Source organism: Psychrobacillus sp. NPDC093180 (genome assembly GCF_044754065.1).
Taxonomy (GTDB): domain Bacteria; phylum Bacillota; class Bacilli; order Bacillales_A; family Planococcaceae; genus Psychrobacillus.
On record NZ_JBIVOJ010000026.1, the window covers coordinates 1 to 13,052 of the forward strand.

Genomic DNA, 13,052 nt, shown 5'->3' on the forward strand with positions numbered 1-13,052 from the left:
ATTTAGTTAATGCTTATTGGAATGGACTCAGACAGTTAATGCCTGACGCATTCCCTGACACTCCAGAAGAGAAAGATAAGTGGGTTATTCAAAAAACGCCAGGATTCTTTTCATGGCATATGGTTGCACCTTTTGTAATAGATGAATACATGGTGAAACGTGAAAAAGTTAAAGAGTTTACTCCAGAAACTATTGCTGAGTTTATCCAAAAATATGCAGATAGAATTGTAAAAGATTATGATGAGTTTTGGAAAGCAAGTAACCGCGATGAGGGAATTCAAGGGGGAGAGGCTTCTCGTGCAAATTCACAGAAAGCTTTTAAAGAATTAGCAGATCAAATTAAAGATGAGATCGAGTCTAACTATGCGGAATATGAAGAGGCTGATATTATCTTTTAATAGTAGTAATAACAAGAAAACCCACCTAAAAACAGGTGGGTTTTCTTGTTATACGGGCTTGTGAGAGGTTTTTAACTTTCACTAGTTTAGTAATTACCCGAGAACATTGTTTAAAATTGCCTCTAGGAGAAGAGGTGGTTATGGATTTCGTTAATAATCAGCAGTCATCACCCATTTTCCCCATAACTTAGATGAATCTATTTCGGTTAAATCTGTCGAGATAGATAAAAATGGATGTGCAGTGTGGTATTAAGTATGGCATTTGCTGGGCTTTTTTTGTTATTGTTAAGTTATAACAAGACTTAACAATAAGGGGGTATTGGTTCATGAATATGACGGAGTTCCGAGAGTTACCTATGGATGAGGGATTAACGATCCTTAACGAGTATATGTTAAAGATAAAAAATGAGCCGGGTCGTCTGGAGGACAAATTCAAAGGGGGGCCGTTTGAATTTGGCTATTCGTTGCTTACCAAACATTTCAGACCTTTGGGTATCAAGTTAGACAAAGATACCTATCAATTTGTTGTTGGAGAATCTAATAATCTCGCTACACTCAAAACAACTGTTGAGAAGAAAAAACAAGAAATTGTTACATCTGAACAAAGTTTAACAAAAGAAGAGTTAATGTTTGTTAAGCAACTTTTTAAAGAAAAACAACTTCTCGTTAATGTTAAGAGTAAACGAGAAGTTGTTAAAGAAAAAAAATTGTTTGTGCCACAAATGACGGGCGAAAAAATGCAATCTGGTATTTCTGTTTACAAAGATGTTTGGGATCGTTGGCGAGCATTTAAAGAGGATTATGGCATGTATTCTGGGACGGACTTGTTGACATTGGCATTGGAAGAATTCATGAATAAATATGAAAATAAAGGATAACCAAGTATAACGATGTTTTGTTAAACTCTTGAAAAATAGAAGTATTACTGTAATTACAGATATTTTTTTCAGTAAGTAGCGACCTATTTTGTCGTGTATTTATAAACGTGTTAGAAAAGTGTAGTGGGGGGACAGAGATGATTCAAAATTATTTTTCTGTTGGGCAACTATCAAAGATTTTTGGAGTTTCAATCTTTACTATTAACGATTGGATCCAAGAGGGTAGATTTATAAACGTGAAAAATTCGGAGAAAAGTCGTATCGTACCAAGTACTCTTTGGTTATCTAGAGGAGGAAAGCTTTACACCGTTGCTGAAATTTTAAATGAGTGGGAAGTAGAAAAAGAAAAACAAGGTGCAAATGAGTACGATAAAGATGAAGACAAATTTTTATCTGATCAAATTACATTGTATGAAAGGAAATATGAAGGGAACTTTGAAAATACCCTTGGTTTAAAAGAAGAATTATCTTGGGAAGAAGAAACTGATAAAGTCGTATGGAGCTATCTCAGAAAAAAATAGATAAATAATTATTTTTATTATGATGCATCATTTACTAATGAATCGGTACCATTCGTTAAGTTACCAGTGATCATTAATCTACTTGTAATGGGATTTTGTTAAGTTACTAGTAATCGTTAATCTACTTGTAATGGACATTAGTATCTTTGACTATTGTGCATTTTCAATTGTTATTATTGTCCTTCAAGGTACGACATATCTTATTAATGATGAAACTGTGTGTATGGATTGCTTAAATGTTGTGTAGTAGTTGTGTAGTTAAAGGGTTTCCATTTCACGATAAGTGAAATTAGATAGAGGAACAAATAAATAAAAATTGGTGAATTGTTGTGTAATAAGTGTGTAACTTGTATCCAATTATTCGTAATCCAAAAACAAATACCATTAATTGTTAATAATGGTTTACACTGAGATTATAATCAATTCATTTTAGTTGAAATCGCCAAATCGGCGATTATTAGTATCTTTGTATTCTGTTAAAACTATATCAAAGCATTTTTTAATGTTTGGAGGTTTTAGGCATGTTGCAATTTTGGTATACTATGCTTGAACCGAAAGTTAGCATTAGGGAAATTGCTTCATAGCGGGGAGTGAGCTGATCGATGACCACGATCAGCTTTTTTTATATTTTTTTATGACCGCATGATCGCACTGATGATTATAATCATGACTGATAGCAGGAATTACGTTGATATATATAGAATTAGTATAGATGACCATATGGTGAACAAAATGAGGTGACCGCATGACCGACAAAGCAGAATGGTTAACAGTATTAGCCGTTGAAAAACAAACAAACATCCCTAACGCAACTATACGGCGGTATATTCGTAATCACGGACACCATCTCAATATTCGTAAAAAAGGTAAAGTTTACTTATTATCTTCGGAATCTATCGCAATTGTCCTTAGCATCCGGCAACAATATGATGATGGCAAGAGCCAAGATCAAGTAGAAGAAGCTCTTGGTCTAATGGGGAATCCGGTGACCATAACCGTGACTGCAAATGACGAACAGATGACTGTAAATGTCGGAGAAACCTTGCTGGAGCTGAAGGAATCCATGAACGACCAAAACAGAATCATCCAGTCACTTGCTGAACAACTGCAAAAACAGCAAGAATATATAAGTACTAAATTAGAGGAACGAGACCGTACCTTATTGGCAGCAATCAGAGAAAATCAAGAGAGTAAAAAACAAATAGCAGCAGCTGTTGAATTGAAAAAAGAAAAAAACATTAAACAATGGTATCAGTTTTGGCGACGTTAAAGTTAGAGTTGTTTTTATATGGAGAAATGAAGATAAGTCTATCGAGGGACTTAAAGTAAAAGTTAAGTAAAGAAGACTCCCTTCGGGGTCTTTTTTTATGTATATTGTTCAGAAGGAAACGAAAAGGTGCTGATAATCGCCAAAATGGAGATTGTTTTCCTCTTCCAGTAAACTGAATAGTCTGATATAGTTGTTTTGGAGACACAGAAAAACCACCTTCTCGGAGGTGGTTTTTTGTGTCTATTAGAGCAAAAAATAATCTCCATTTTGGCGATTATCTTAAAAATCCAACGTATATATGCCTATGCACATATTGATTTTGCTTTGTGCAAAATCAATTAAAAAACCTCTTTTACAGAGGTTTTTTTGTGCTACGGCATAATTTTGCTCGCAAAATCTATCATATAAGAGCGAAAGAACTAGCGTCACCCTCTTGGGCGACGCTAGAGGGCAGTCTTACGCGTCCGGGACCGTACTCGCGGGACTGCAGGTCTCCCTCCACGTCCATCTTCTACCGAAGACGGATGCGTCCCAATTTCTCGTCTTTCAGCCGAACACAGCAAGCTGTTGAATTTGGGACCTGTTCCGATCGACCTGCTGTCATGCTGCCAGCGGAAGGTCAAGTGCGTGCGTTCCAATCTCCGTAAATCCCGTTGTCGCTTTGCTTACGGGATTTTGTCGGAGATAGGTCCGCATTTGTAATTATCTTCGATATTTACAAACATCTTTTTCAAAGATGTAAAACAAAAAGAAAGGAGGATTTACATGGCCAAAAGAGGCAGAAAGTCAGCTTACATAGTTAAGCTGACATCCAAAGATCAAAATCTTTTAAAAGCTTTAAAAAATGTCGGCTATCTAACTCAGCAGCATGTTCAATCTGAAATTGGTCTTTCGGCTAAAAGACTTCTTAATTTCCAGAGGGACAACTATATCGAAAAATGTGCTTTTTATAATAAAGAAACAAAAGAAGCTGAACATATTTATCGTTTGACGGATCGCGGTAAAACGCTCTGTCAAACACAATTAAATCTAGATAATTTTTATAAATCAGCATCGGCACGTCATGATCTGGGGGTTGCCAATACATATTTTTCTTTTTCGACAGAAGACCGAGAAAAATGGAAGACCGAAGGCGATATGCGGAACATAATGCATCAGCATATAGAGCGTGTGGAAAATGAGGGCGATGTGGCTAGAGCGGACGAATTAAGGGCGATGTTGCGAAACGGCACAATGAGTGTCCCAGACGCCGGAATTCTGAAAGATGGACGATTTGTAGCAATCGAAGTTATAACGAGCTCGTATGGACTTGTAGAGCTTGCAGCTAAAGAAGCTTATGTTGAAGAGATGGGTTTTGAGTATAAAACTATTAAAATTTGAAAGGAGGAATGGTGGTTTTGGTACCATTTGAGAAGAAAAAACGCATTTGCAAGGAGAATAGGACGCTTTTACAACTAGTTTATTTGTTTGGTTCGGGTGTCATGTTTAAACGGCATATACAGCGTTATTTTAGTGCATATGAAGGGGTACACGAGATTGAGACGTCTAAGAGATTGCTGAAACTTAAGGAAAACGAAATAATAGAGTACCATAATATCTTTGGCTCGAAAGTTATTAAATTAAAAAAATTTGCCGTTTATTTTTTATTGGATAAAGGTAGAGAGGACGTTTCTTCTATTAATTTTACAGCCGCAAAAGCAAAGAAATCAGCTTATTTGAATCAAATCATCTTAAATAATGCGAGTATTAAAGCAAAATGGCCTACTTTGGACGATTTATTTGGGGATTTACCTGAGATAACGACTTATTTTATGAAACAAAAGGAAACGTATAAGTTTTTGGAAGAACAATATAAAAACCATTACACCTCGAGATATGCTTATGATGAGATTCGCAAGTTGATTGCAACCAAAGAAATGGCTACTAAGTTTGTAACAAATGATAGAACAGTAAAGAAGACGACTTTTAATATGAATTCGCTACAAGCAGCAAATATCTTTTTCGGGATTAAAATTAGTGGAACAGTAAGACCAATCCAGCAAATTGATCTGTTGGACTTGAATGGTTTGATGACACCTGCAAAATTTGTGGCGAAAATTAATAGCACAGTTGATTATTTAGATGTTTTATTTGATTCAGAAGAACTTGATTTTCATTACAATTTGTATGTACAAAGTTCGCAAAGAAAGGTGGTTTTGTTAAGAAGTAAGGACAAAATCGATGAATTAATAAGGGATCACTGCAAAAGAGAGATTAGTTGGGGGATTATCAACTTAAATCTTGAAAGCACCTTATTTCGAGGACAAAAAGTTTTATTGAACGTATAAATTGGGGGTTAAACAAGTTTTTATTATGAATCTATTAAACTTAATGTATAATATAAGAAAATGAACGAGCGGAAAAAATAGGAAACCCCCTATTTGACATCAACTTTGGTCGGTGGTTGTCAGATAGAGGGTACTCATACATATTGATATTATTATAGTTGAATTTTGGTTAAAACACAACCGTGAAAGTTTCCTATAGGATATTAATGTATGAGGGGTCTCGAATTTTCGAGATGCCTTTTTTCGTTCTCCGAAGGGAGGAACGGAAATGACCAACGCAATAAAAGAAAGATTAACTTTGCAACAACAAATTAATCGTGCCAATACTTCCAAAATAAACAAGATTACAGCAATCAAAGCTGATAAGACGCTGAGTAAGGCTCAAAAAACGGCTGATATCGAATTAGTTCGCACAGAACCGATACTTGTGTGGGAAAAATATCAATTGGCAAAACGGACATTAACTCATAAAACAGTTATTACACATAAAGATGTAGCTCCATTGTCGTTGGAAGAATTTTTAGATGCTGTCTATAAATCGACGTCTGGTTATGTAGATCGAGGTTTTACTAGTCTCATGTATAAGCGTAATGACAAGGTATTGCAAGCAATACCACATCCCAAATATCCAAGTAAATTCGAGCAAGTGCAATTAAATGTCCAAGCTGTAAGATCTGTTAGAGGGATAGATGAGCTATTAAAATACACACATACGCGACGTACATTATATTACACTTTACAAACATTCAACCAGCTGGGACGAGCCAAAGAAAATATTAGTCAATTGCATGCTTGTTATACGGATTTAGATTACTACAAAGAGGGGTTATCATTTGACGAAGTCATGGAAGCAATTAATTTTTTTGTTCAGAAAGAATTAATTCCGAGGCCGTCTTTTCTTGTTGATAGTGGTAGGGGTATTTATATTATTTGGTTATTGCATGATAGCATTGCTTCCAAAAAAGCATTGCGTCTTTATGATAAGATTCAAGATGAAATTTCTGATTTATTTAAGGATTACGGTGCAGATGACCAAGCAAAGGGAGCTAATGGTTACTTACGATTGCCCGGTACATATCATCCAATTTCTAAGAGTAAAGTAACTATTGTGCAGCATGATGTAACAGCACGATATACATTGGGGCAATTAGAGGATATGCTATTGCCCGAAAGAGAAAATTTTGAAAAACAGAAACTCAAAAAGCAAAAAGAATCCAATTCAATTAAGAAAAAAATAACAGATAAGAAAAAGAGAAATGGTTTGAGTCAGGCAGGATATAATATTTGCTTGCAAAAAGACCTTTATCAGTTGCTATTAATGCGAGGGTTCGAACTCCAAGGTTATCGGAGTTTTTGGTTGATGATAATGCACCACAGCATGTTGCGGTCAGGTATTCCGGACCATGAGGTTATGAGACGGATCCATTATTACAACAACCGTTTTCGAAGTTCGTTATCAGAGACCGAAGTAGATTCCTTGGTTAAGAGTAGCCAGAAGCGATTTAACCAATGGAAGACCGAGCAATCATTAATTAAAATGCTCTCACAGGCTGCTAGCGACGAAGAAAAAGTGAATATAAGGGAACAGTTGAGAAAATTACGTGGTAATTATAAAAGATGCGGGTATAATTTCAAATCAGAACGATTGATTAATATTTTTAAAATCAAACCATCGGAATACGAACATTTGACAGTAATTGCACCGGATGAAGTAAGAAACGAGCGAAAGAAAACAAAAAGAAAAGAAAACTACGAGAAAGAAAATGAAGTTAAACGTAATAAAAGAAGAAATAAAAAAGGCCTGACAAACCGTCAGGCTCAAAAAGAGAAAAATATTGAAAATATAAGAACCTTGTTGGAGCAAGGTTTGACTGCTGAAATAATTGCAGATAATTTACAGATCACAAAGCGATATGTAAATAAGATTATAAGCGAAAATCACTTAAACCACAACTAATGTTATGTATTAGTTGTGGTTTTTATGTTCGAGAAATGGAATTTTTTGGAGGGAACTGAAATGGCGTTCTTTAAATATAGTAGGGGTAGTTTCCTTCTACCGTTTCTTTTTATTAACTAGGGGCCCCATAATATGGGGTGTTTCTTTTTTCATTTACAGAGGAGTTTTATGTATTTAAGACGAAATTCTTATATACTTACTGCGTTACAGGGAGAGGGAGGGTTTTCGATGACTGAGAATAACAAACCGATCTTGCCAATTGCTAAGAAAATCACCAAAATGCCAAAGCTGTCTCGACTGTCTCGAAAAAATCAGGAGATGCTGAACAAAATTGAACGATGGAAAAAGACATTTGGCTGATCAATTATGCAGGATTTTATGCAACAAAAATATTGCCAAAAAGGTTAGCTTGTCAAATGGATATTATGTTAAATAGTTTTTGGAAGTATCTGTATTTTCTTCTCTCGTGGGTTTGCATAAAAATAAGTCAAATTTAATGCAAAATAAATCAGCGAAGCATATTCATTTTGTTTTTGGGGGGCTTGAAGGGCTTTAGCCCGCCCCCCCCTTTGGGGCAACCTCTAGGCGTAGCCTAACGGCTGTAATCTTGGTTAGAAAAGTAGATTCCAACGATCGTTAATATGTTACTCTATATTAGTAATTTATAGAAATTAAAGGGGAGAATGGGGGGTTTTTGTTGAAGTACTATAGACGATTAACTATTATCGGGATCTTTGCTTTGGGTTTGGCGGGATGTAGCAGTGAAGAAGCTAAAGAATCGGTTGTACCAGAAGAACAAGAAGTAGAAACTGAAACAGAAAAGGTAGAAGTAGTTGAAGTAGAAGAAGAATCTGTACAAGAAGATAAAGCAGAAATGGATACTGTATATGGTGCACTAGACATAGATAGTTACAAAAAGGAATCCGATATGATGTATCGTGATGTCGATCGTAATGTTTTATATTTATTGGCAGACGATCAAATTTTTCAGGCTGAAGTAATTTTGGATGGGGATCTTGGCGTTAATGTTGATATGGATCTACCTTTTTTAACTGGACATGCTATGGATTATATGGCGGAGGATGCGTCTCTCATACAAACTAAAAGTGCGACTGAGTTTGTTTACGAATCAAAACAATTAGGTAAAAAATATGATGTCTTATATGCGAGTGATACAGGTAACAACGTTATTACAAGGGTAATTGTGTCTCAACATATTGAATAATAAATCTCCATTTTGGCGATTTTGTTACCTTATAGGTGATATATGAGTTAGTTATGGGGGATTAGATTAAGATGCAGCGAAAATATTTATACATAGGTAGTCTGTTTTTTGTTGTAGTTTTGTGTTGTGGTTGGATGATATTTTATTTTGATGATTATAGTAGATATAGTTCTGGCAAGCACGCATATGAATTTAATGGTCAGTATGAGTATGATTTAGCTGATGCATATAGTTCTTTCGAAAAAGCAAATGGGTTTTTGGATGCAGAAGATTACTTGGCCAAAATCGAAGAGGAAATGTATGTCTTTTTAAAAAAATATAGAGAACAAGGGAAGTTTCCTTTTGATCAGTTTTCATCTTATACGAGAATCCTTATTAAAACTGAACGTTATGGTGATGAAGTGTCTCTTTGGGTGTTAGAGCGTGAAGCTGATGTCGTGAAACAAAAAGAGCAATTTGAGAATAATATGAAGCAAAATCCTCCATATGTAGGTATGAATGAGAGATATATTTCGAAAACTTCTTGGGGTCCTCCTACTAAAACTGAAGTAAATAGTTTTGCTTACGAGACGCGTGGTACTCTTTCTTATCATTGGATTTCAGATGCAGATCATAAAGTTGTCTATGTATCACAGGGTGAAGTATTTAAAGTTAGTGATTATTAAAGGTTTATAGGGAAGAATGGGGGATTTTATGTTTTCTAGAACGAGGTATAAAGGGGTAATTAGGCATCGAAAAAGTATTGCTGCTGTGAGAATTAGTGGTGTAAAAAGAAATGTTTTGAAGGATGATACATCTCTTTTTAAGGCTACTTTAAAGAGGATTCCCAATAACTTGGCTGGTGTTGATATTTATATATATACAAATGATCATTTGCCAGCACATTATCACGCTCGTGGAGATGGTTTTGAAGTGAAAATCAATATTTTCGAGTGTAGTCTTTATAAGGTTGTTAATGATGGAAAGTTAAGAAAGAGCATCATTAAAAAGTTATTGGAATGGACCAGAATAAATCGTGCAATGTTATTGTCAGAGTGGAATAAAACGCGTGCCGATAATGTAGGGGTAGTTAATTTAAAAAGAGATGCAAAGCGATCAATTAGTGAACAAGATAAGTCAGTTTTTATTACGAAAATATATCTTTAATTATTTAATGCTGAGTCGATTCATCTTAAAATTGTGCTTTATTTTGGAATAGAATACAGTGACAACGGGTATGATGGTGTAAGCCTTTAACGACTCTAGAATGGAGGGATTAGTCAACGGATCAGCTTGCTTTGCCGTATGTTCCCCTTGACACCCACCCATGAATGAGAGTAAATTAAAGGTAGAAACAAGTCACAAAACAAAACAAACCACAACACGACTCGTCTTTCATGACGGCAAAGCGACCGGGGTAGCTCCCCGGTTGTTTTTTTTTGTTTCAAATTAAAACACCGCCCCCAAACCACTAGGGACGATGATAATATTTTTTGTTTTAGAGAGTCCAGTCATTCCAGTTCCTCAGCAGCCAGTCGATTACCCTGACCAAGTCAGTGGTTAGTTTAAAGGTAGCGACTCCTTTACTTTTCCACTTTTGATTCTTGGACTTTTTTTCTTCTCTTTTTCTTGTTACACGACTCATATCCTCCATGACGTCACCTCCTTACGAGCGGACTAATTGATTCCGGTCTGGAGGTATATTTTGTTGCTTGTAAACTTGCGTGCTTGCCCGCTTGCTTACTTAAATAAGATTCTATCATAGTCTGCTTTCCAGCGTACCCAATTCTTTATCTCTTTATCACTAGCCATTTTATGAGATTTAGTTAATGCTTGGACACTTTACTGTGAGACTATCGCCGGTTCTTCTTTGTATCTCTCCTCAATGGTATAAAGTTCTTGAACACACCATATAGTGTATCGTTATTTAAATGTTACTATATGATGTGTTATTTTACAAATATAAGATTTTCGTTAAAAGCCATATCTAGCAATGGTCAATAGACTAAATGACTAAATAATATAATTTATTAATTGCACTCTTTTCCATCCTTATTTCTACCTAAAGGTGTTATGTGGTGGCAGATTCTGTGGACGCACATATTTATTGTTATTTCCCTTTTATCAGCTCTAATTAAAATTACGGTGGAAATTTGGGTAAGCAATTATGTAAAGTTGTATGCAAGAACAAATAGATCTGAGATGCCAGTCCTTAAGAAGGGGTGATTTCTTTTCAAGTAGCTTTTTTTAATGAATAGGTAACCCTTATAAGTATGTTGTAGTTACGTATGTTTGTTATACTATTTGTGAGCTGCGGAATCTTTTAAAGCGGAAAAAACTCTTCTCTAGTCACCAGAGGGGTTTTTTCTTTTTGTACTTCTACTTGGCAGATTGGAGTAAGTGAAATAAAAAAGAACTAGCTATATGGCCAGTTCTGAAAATCTGCTTATTTAATCCCAGAGGAGATAGCTATAAATGCTTTCCGTTAGGGCTTCTGCATCCCCCAAAGACATCGGAAGCGATAACGCTTTGATACATTCTTTTTTGACTATCCTATCGTCTGTACCGACGAGGCTCCATAAGAAAGACCAATTCCACTTTGGGATAGAAATAAGCGTGTAATGTTCGCTATGTAAAAAATAAACCATGCAGCCATTATTTCCAAATTCTTCAAAAGTTTTTACCTCTACTTTTTGATAGTCCATTATTTAGTCCCCCCTACAAGACAAAATTTTTCATATTATTTTCTATCTGTTCATCTGTAATTCCGATATAATCCAAAGTAATTTGAGGGTGTGAGTGATTTAGGATCGTCTGTAATTCAGCTATATCTTTAAATTGTCTATAGTGCCAATATCCGAAAGTTTTTCGCATGGTATGGGTTCCTATTCCATCCGTTATATCCACCATATCAGCAGCTTTATTAAACTGTCGATACACTTGTATGCGTGAGATAGCCTTATCCCCTTTACGTGAAGGAAATAGCCATTCTGTGTCCTCTAGTGTAGCTATGTAGTTGTTTAGTTCGTCGTATATGTTAGTCAGATAAATATCACGAGGTTTTTTGGTTTTGCCCTCTCTTATTGTGACTTTCTTTTTCCCTTTAATTTCATGAATCTTAAATTTCAATAAATCACTAACTCGAATTCCAGAGTTAATTCCTAATAAAAATAGGATATAATCCCTTTCTCCGCACCATTTTTTGAGTGACCATTTCATATCCGCGATTTTTTCTACACTTCGAATAGGCTGCACGTCTTTAATTTCATTTTTTTTGCTAACCACGGTTTTCGCTACCACTTTCTTTCCCCCTAATCGACTAATCCAATGAAAACAAGAATTTGAATGTAACATATTTTCCATCTTAACTTAGATTACCACATATTAATACAAATATCAGTAAAGACAACTAAATGAATGTAACTTTTTGTGTATTATGTTACATTCGACTTTCAATAAATATTTTGGATGTTGAATTTAGATGTTGAATTCGGATTATTGATTTTGATTTTATAAAAAGATGTTGACAGTTGATCTAATGTATGAAATAATTCAGATGTAGATAAAAGATGTGAAAAATTGATGTTAAAAAAGGAGGAAATTTTGATGAGTGAAAAAGTTTTATATGGTTTTATTGGTGATCAACGCGGAAGAAAAGTAATTACCGGTGTAATTGATACTGAGGTATTGATTAGTATTTATGAAATAGATGTATGGAAACCGGGGAAACCGATTGAAGAACAAGGCTGTCAAAGACATCCAGTTCAATCGCACTTTAGAAAGATAGGAAGAAAAATGAAGGAAGATAGATCTTGGCTTCCTACTTCCATTACATTGAGTGCAAACATGAAGAATGGAGAAAAGGAAACAACTAATTCTATTAAAATAGAGAAAACTGACATCCCAAATTTAGTGAAGATTACTATTCCAGAAGGACATAAAGTTAGAGTTGTTGACGGGCAGCACAGAATAAAGGGATTAGAATATGCGATCACTGAACTAAAACAGTTTGAATTAAAAAAATTCCAATTACCATTTGTGATAATGATTGTTGAAAACAGAATTGATGAAATCATGGCATTTCACGATATCAATAGTACTTCTAAGCGTGTTTCAACGGATCTAGCTTTACAACTTTTAAATGATATGAGACAAAACACATCAATGAAATTAACAAAAACTGAACAATGGAAGCTTGTGGCTTTAAACGTTGCAATGACTCTAAATAAAAAAACTGACTCAGTATGGTACAACAACATCTCGGTCGGTCAAGTTAAAGATGGAGAGATCGCCTCATCCACATCTTTTGTTACATCATTGAAACCTATTTTAGACATCCCTTTCATAAAGAAAATATGGGAAAACAATTTTAATGAACAAGAGGCCGGAGAGAAAATAGCGGATTTAGTTAATGCTTATTGGAATGGACTCAGACAGTTAATGCCTGACGCATTCCCTGACACTCCAGAAGAGAAAGATAAGTGGGTTATTCAAAAA

Annotated in this window: 15 protein-coding genes; 12 read left to right on the top strand and 3 right to left on the bottom strand. The window is 35.2% G+C overall.

Going from position 1 to position 13,052, the window contains the following annotated elements; translation table 11 throughout:
- The 11 genes from ACIP9W_RS22255 to ACIP9W_RS22305 form a co-directional block, all read left to right on the top strand.
- A partial coding sequence (locus ACIP9W_RS22255; protein WP_400793399.1) for a hypothetical protein occupies window positions 1-398 on the top strand: 398 nt, incomplete at its 5' end.
- Between the two features lie 326 nt (window positions 399-724).
- The gene (locus ACIP9W_RS22260; RefSeq protein WP_400793401.1) at window positions 725-1,276 is read left to right on the top strand and encodes a hypothetical protein; all 552 of its coding nucleotides are present in this window, start codon (window positions 725-727) and stop codon (window positions 1,274-1,276) included.
- A 137-nt stretch (window positions 1,277-1,413) separates the two neighbouring features.
- Complete coding sequence (locus ACIP9W_RS22265) at window positions 1,414-1,797, top strand: hypothetical protein (protein ID WP_400793403.1); 384 nt, start codon at window positions 1,414-1,416, stop codon at window positions 1,795-1,797.
- Between the two features lie 745 nt (window positions 1,798-2,542).
- Window positions 2,543-3,067, top strand: coding sequence for a DUF3967 domain-containing protein (locus tag ACIP9W_RS22270; RefSeq protein WP_400793405.1), 525 nt, complete (start codon window positions 2,543-2,545; stop codon window positions 3,065-3,067).
- 765 nt (window positions 3,068-3,832) lie between these two features.
- Window positions 3,833-4,447, top strand: coding sequence for a hypothetical protein (locus ACIP9W_RS22275; protein WP_400793407.1), 615 nt, complete (start codon window positions 3,833-3,835; stop codon window positions 4,445-4,447).
- Window positions 4,448-4,464: 17 nt separating this feature from the next.
- Window positions 4,465-5,394, top strand: coding sequence for a hypothetical protein (locus ACIP9W_RS22280; RefSeq protein ID WP_400793410.1), 930 nt, complete (start codon window positions 4,465-4,467; stop codon window positions 5,392-5,394).
- Window positions 5,395-5,662: 268 nt separating this feature from the next.
- On the top strand, window positions 5,663-7,351 hold the full coding sequence (locus ACIP9W_RS22285; RefSeq protein ID WP_400793412.1) for a primase C-terminal domain-containing protein: 1,689 nt from the start codon (window positions 5,663-5,665) through the stop codon (window positions 7,349-7,351).
- 228 nt (window positions 7,352-7,579) lie between these two features.
- Complete coding sequence (locus ACIP9W_RS22290) at window positions 7,580-7,711, top strand: hypothetical protein (protein WP_400793414.1); 132 nt, start codon at window positions 7,580-7,582, stop codon at window positions 7,709-7,711.
- Between the two features lie 337 nt (window positions 7,712-8,048).
- Window positions 8,049-8,576, top strand: coding sequence for a hypothetical protein (locus ACIP9W_RS22295; RefSeq protein WP_400793417.1), 528 nt, complete (start codon window positions 8,049-8,051; stop codon window positions 8,574-8,576).
- A 71-nt stretch (window positions 8,577-8,647) separates the two neighbouring features.
- The gene (locus ACIP9W_RS22300) at window positions 8,648-9,241 is read left to right on the top strand and encodes a hypothetical protein (RefSeq protein WP_400793419.1); all 594 of its coding nucleotides are present in this window, start codon (window positions 8,648-8,650) and stop codon (window positions 9,239-9,241) included.
- Between the two features lie 28 nt (window positions 9,242-9,269).
- Window positions 9,270-9,722 (top strand): DUF4160 domain-containing protein, encoded by a 453-nt coding sequence (locus ACIP9W_RS22305; RefSeq protein WP_400793421.1) that lies wholly within the window; start codon window positions 9,270-9,272, stop codon window positions 9,720-9,722.
- A 331-nt stretch (window positions 9,723-10,053) separates the two neighbouring features.
- On the opposite strand, the gene ACIP9W_RS22310 is transcribed toward ACIP9W_RS22305, so the two are convergent.
- From ACIP9W_RS22310 to ACIP9W_RS22320, 3 genes are all read right to left on the bottom strand, one after another.
- Window positions 10,054-10,209: a hypothetical protein gene (locus tag ACIP9W_RS22310; RefSeq protein WP_400793424.1), complete on the bottom strand. Its 156-nt coding sequence runs from the start codon at window positions 10,207-10,209 to the stop codon at window positions 10,054-10,056.
- A 796-nt stretch (window positions 10,210-11,005) separates the two neighbouring features.
- Window positions 11,006-11,260: a hypothetical protein gene (locus tag ACIP9W_RS22315; protein ID WP_400793427.1), complete on the bottom strand. Its 255-nt coding sequence runs from the start codon at window positions 11,258-11,260 to the stop codon at window positions 11,006-11,008.
- A 13-nt stretch (window positions 11,261-11,273) separates the two neighbouring features.
- Complete coding sequence (locus tag ACIP9W_RS22320; protein ID WP_400793433.1) at window positions 11,274-11,774, bottom strand: tyrosine-type recombinase/integrase; 501 nt, start codon at window positions 11,772-11,774, stop codon at window positions 11,274-11,276.
- 387 nt (window positions 11,775-12,161) lie between these two features.
- Here ACIP9W_RS22320 and ACIP9W_RS22325 point away from each other — a divergent pair.
- The coding region (locus ACIP9W_RS22325) for a DGQHR domain-containing protein (RefSeq protein ID WP_400793430.1) at window positions 12,162-13,052 on the top strand (891 nt) is incomplete at its 3' end.

Excerpts from the sequence above, each read along its gene's own strand:
- ACIP9W_RS22275 (WP_400793407.1), top strand. The coding sequence starts at position 3,833 with ATGGCCAAAAGAGGCAGAAAGTCAGCTTACATAGTTAAGCTGACATCC.
- ACIP9W_RS22270 (WP_400793405.1), top strand. The coding sequence starts at position 2,543 with ATGACCGACAAAGCAGAATGGTTAACAGTATTAGCCGTTGAAAAACAA.
- ACIP9W_RS22260 (WP_400793401.1), top strand. The coding sequence starts at position 725 with ATGAATATGACGGAGTTCCGAGAGTTACCTATGGATGAGGGATTAACG.
- ACIP9W_RS22315 (WP_400793427.1), bottom strand. The coding sequence starts at position 11,260 with ATGGACTATCAAAAAGTAGAGGTAAAAACTTTTGAAGAATTTGGAAAT.
- ACIP9W_RS22265 (WP_400793403.1), top strand. The coding sequence starts at position 1,414 with ATGATTCAAAATTATTTTTCTGTTGGGCAACTATCAAAGATTTTTGGA.
- ACIP9W_RS22300 (WP_400793419.1), top strand. The coding sequence starts at position 8,648 with ATGCAGCGAAAATATTTATACATAGGTAGTCTGTTTTTTGTTGTAGTT.
- ACIP9W_RS22290 (WP_400793414.1), top strand. The coding sequence starts at position 7,580 with ATGACTGAGAATAACAAACCGATCTTGCCAATTGCTAAGAAAATCACC.
- ACIP9W_RS22320 (WP_400793433.1), bottom strand. The coding sequence starts at position 11,774 with ATGAAATGGTCACTCAAAAAATGGTGCGGAGAAAGGGATTATATCCTA.
- ACIP9W_RS22285 (WP_400793412.1), top strand. The coding sequence starts at position 5,663 with ATGACCAACGCAATAAAAGAAAGATTAACTTTGCAACAACAAATTAAT.
- ACIP9W_RS22305 (WP_400793421.1), top strand. The coding sequence starts at position 9,270 with ATGTTTTCTAGAACGAGGTATAAAGGGGTAATTAGGCATCGAAAAAGT.
- ACIP9W_RS22310 (WP_400793424.1), bottom strand. The coding sequence starts at position 10,209 with ATGGAGGATATGAGTCGTGTAACAAGAAAAAGAGAAGAAAAAAAGTCC.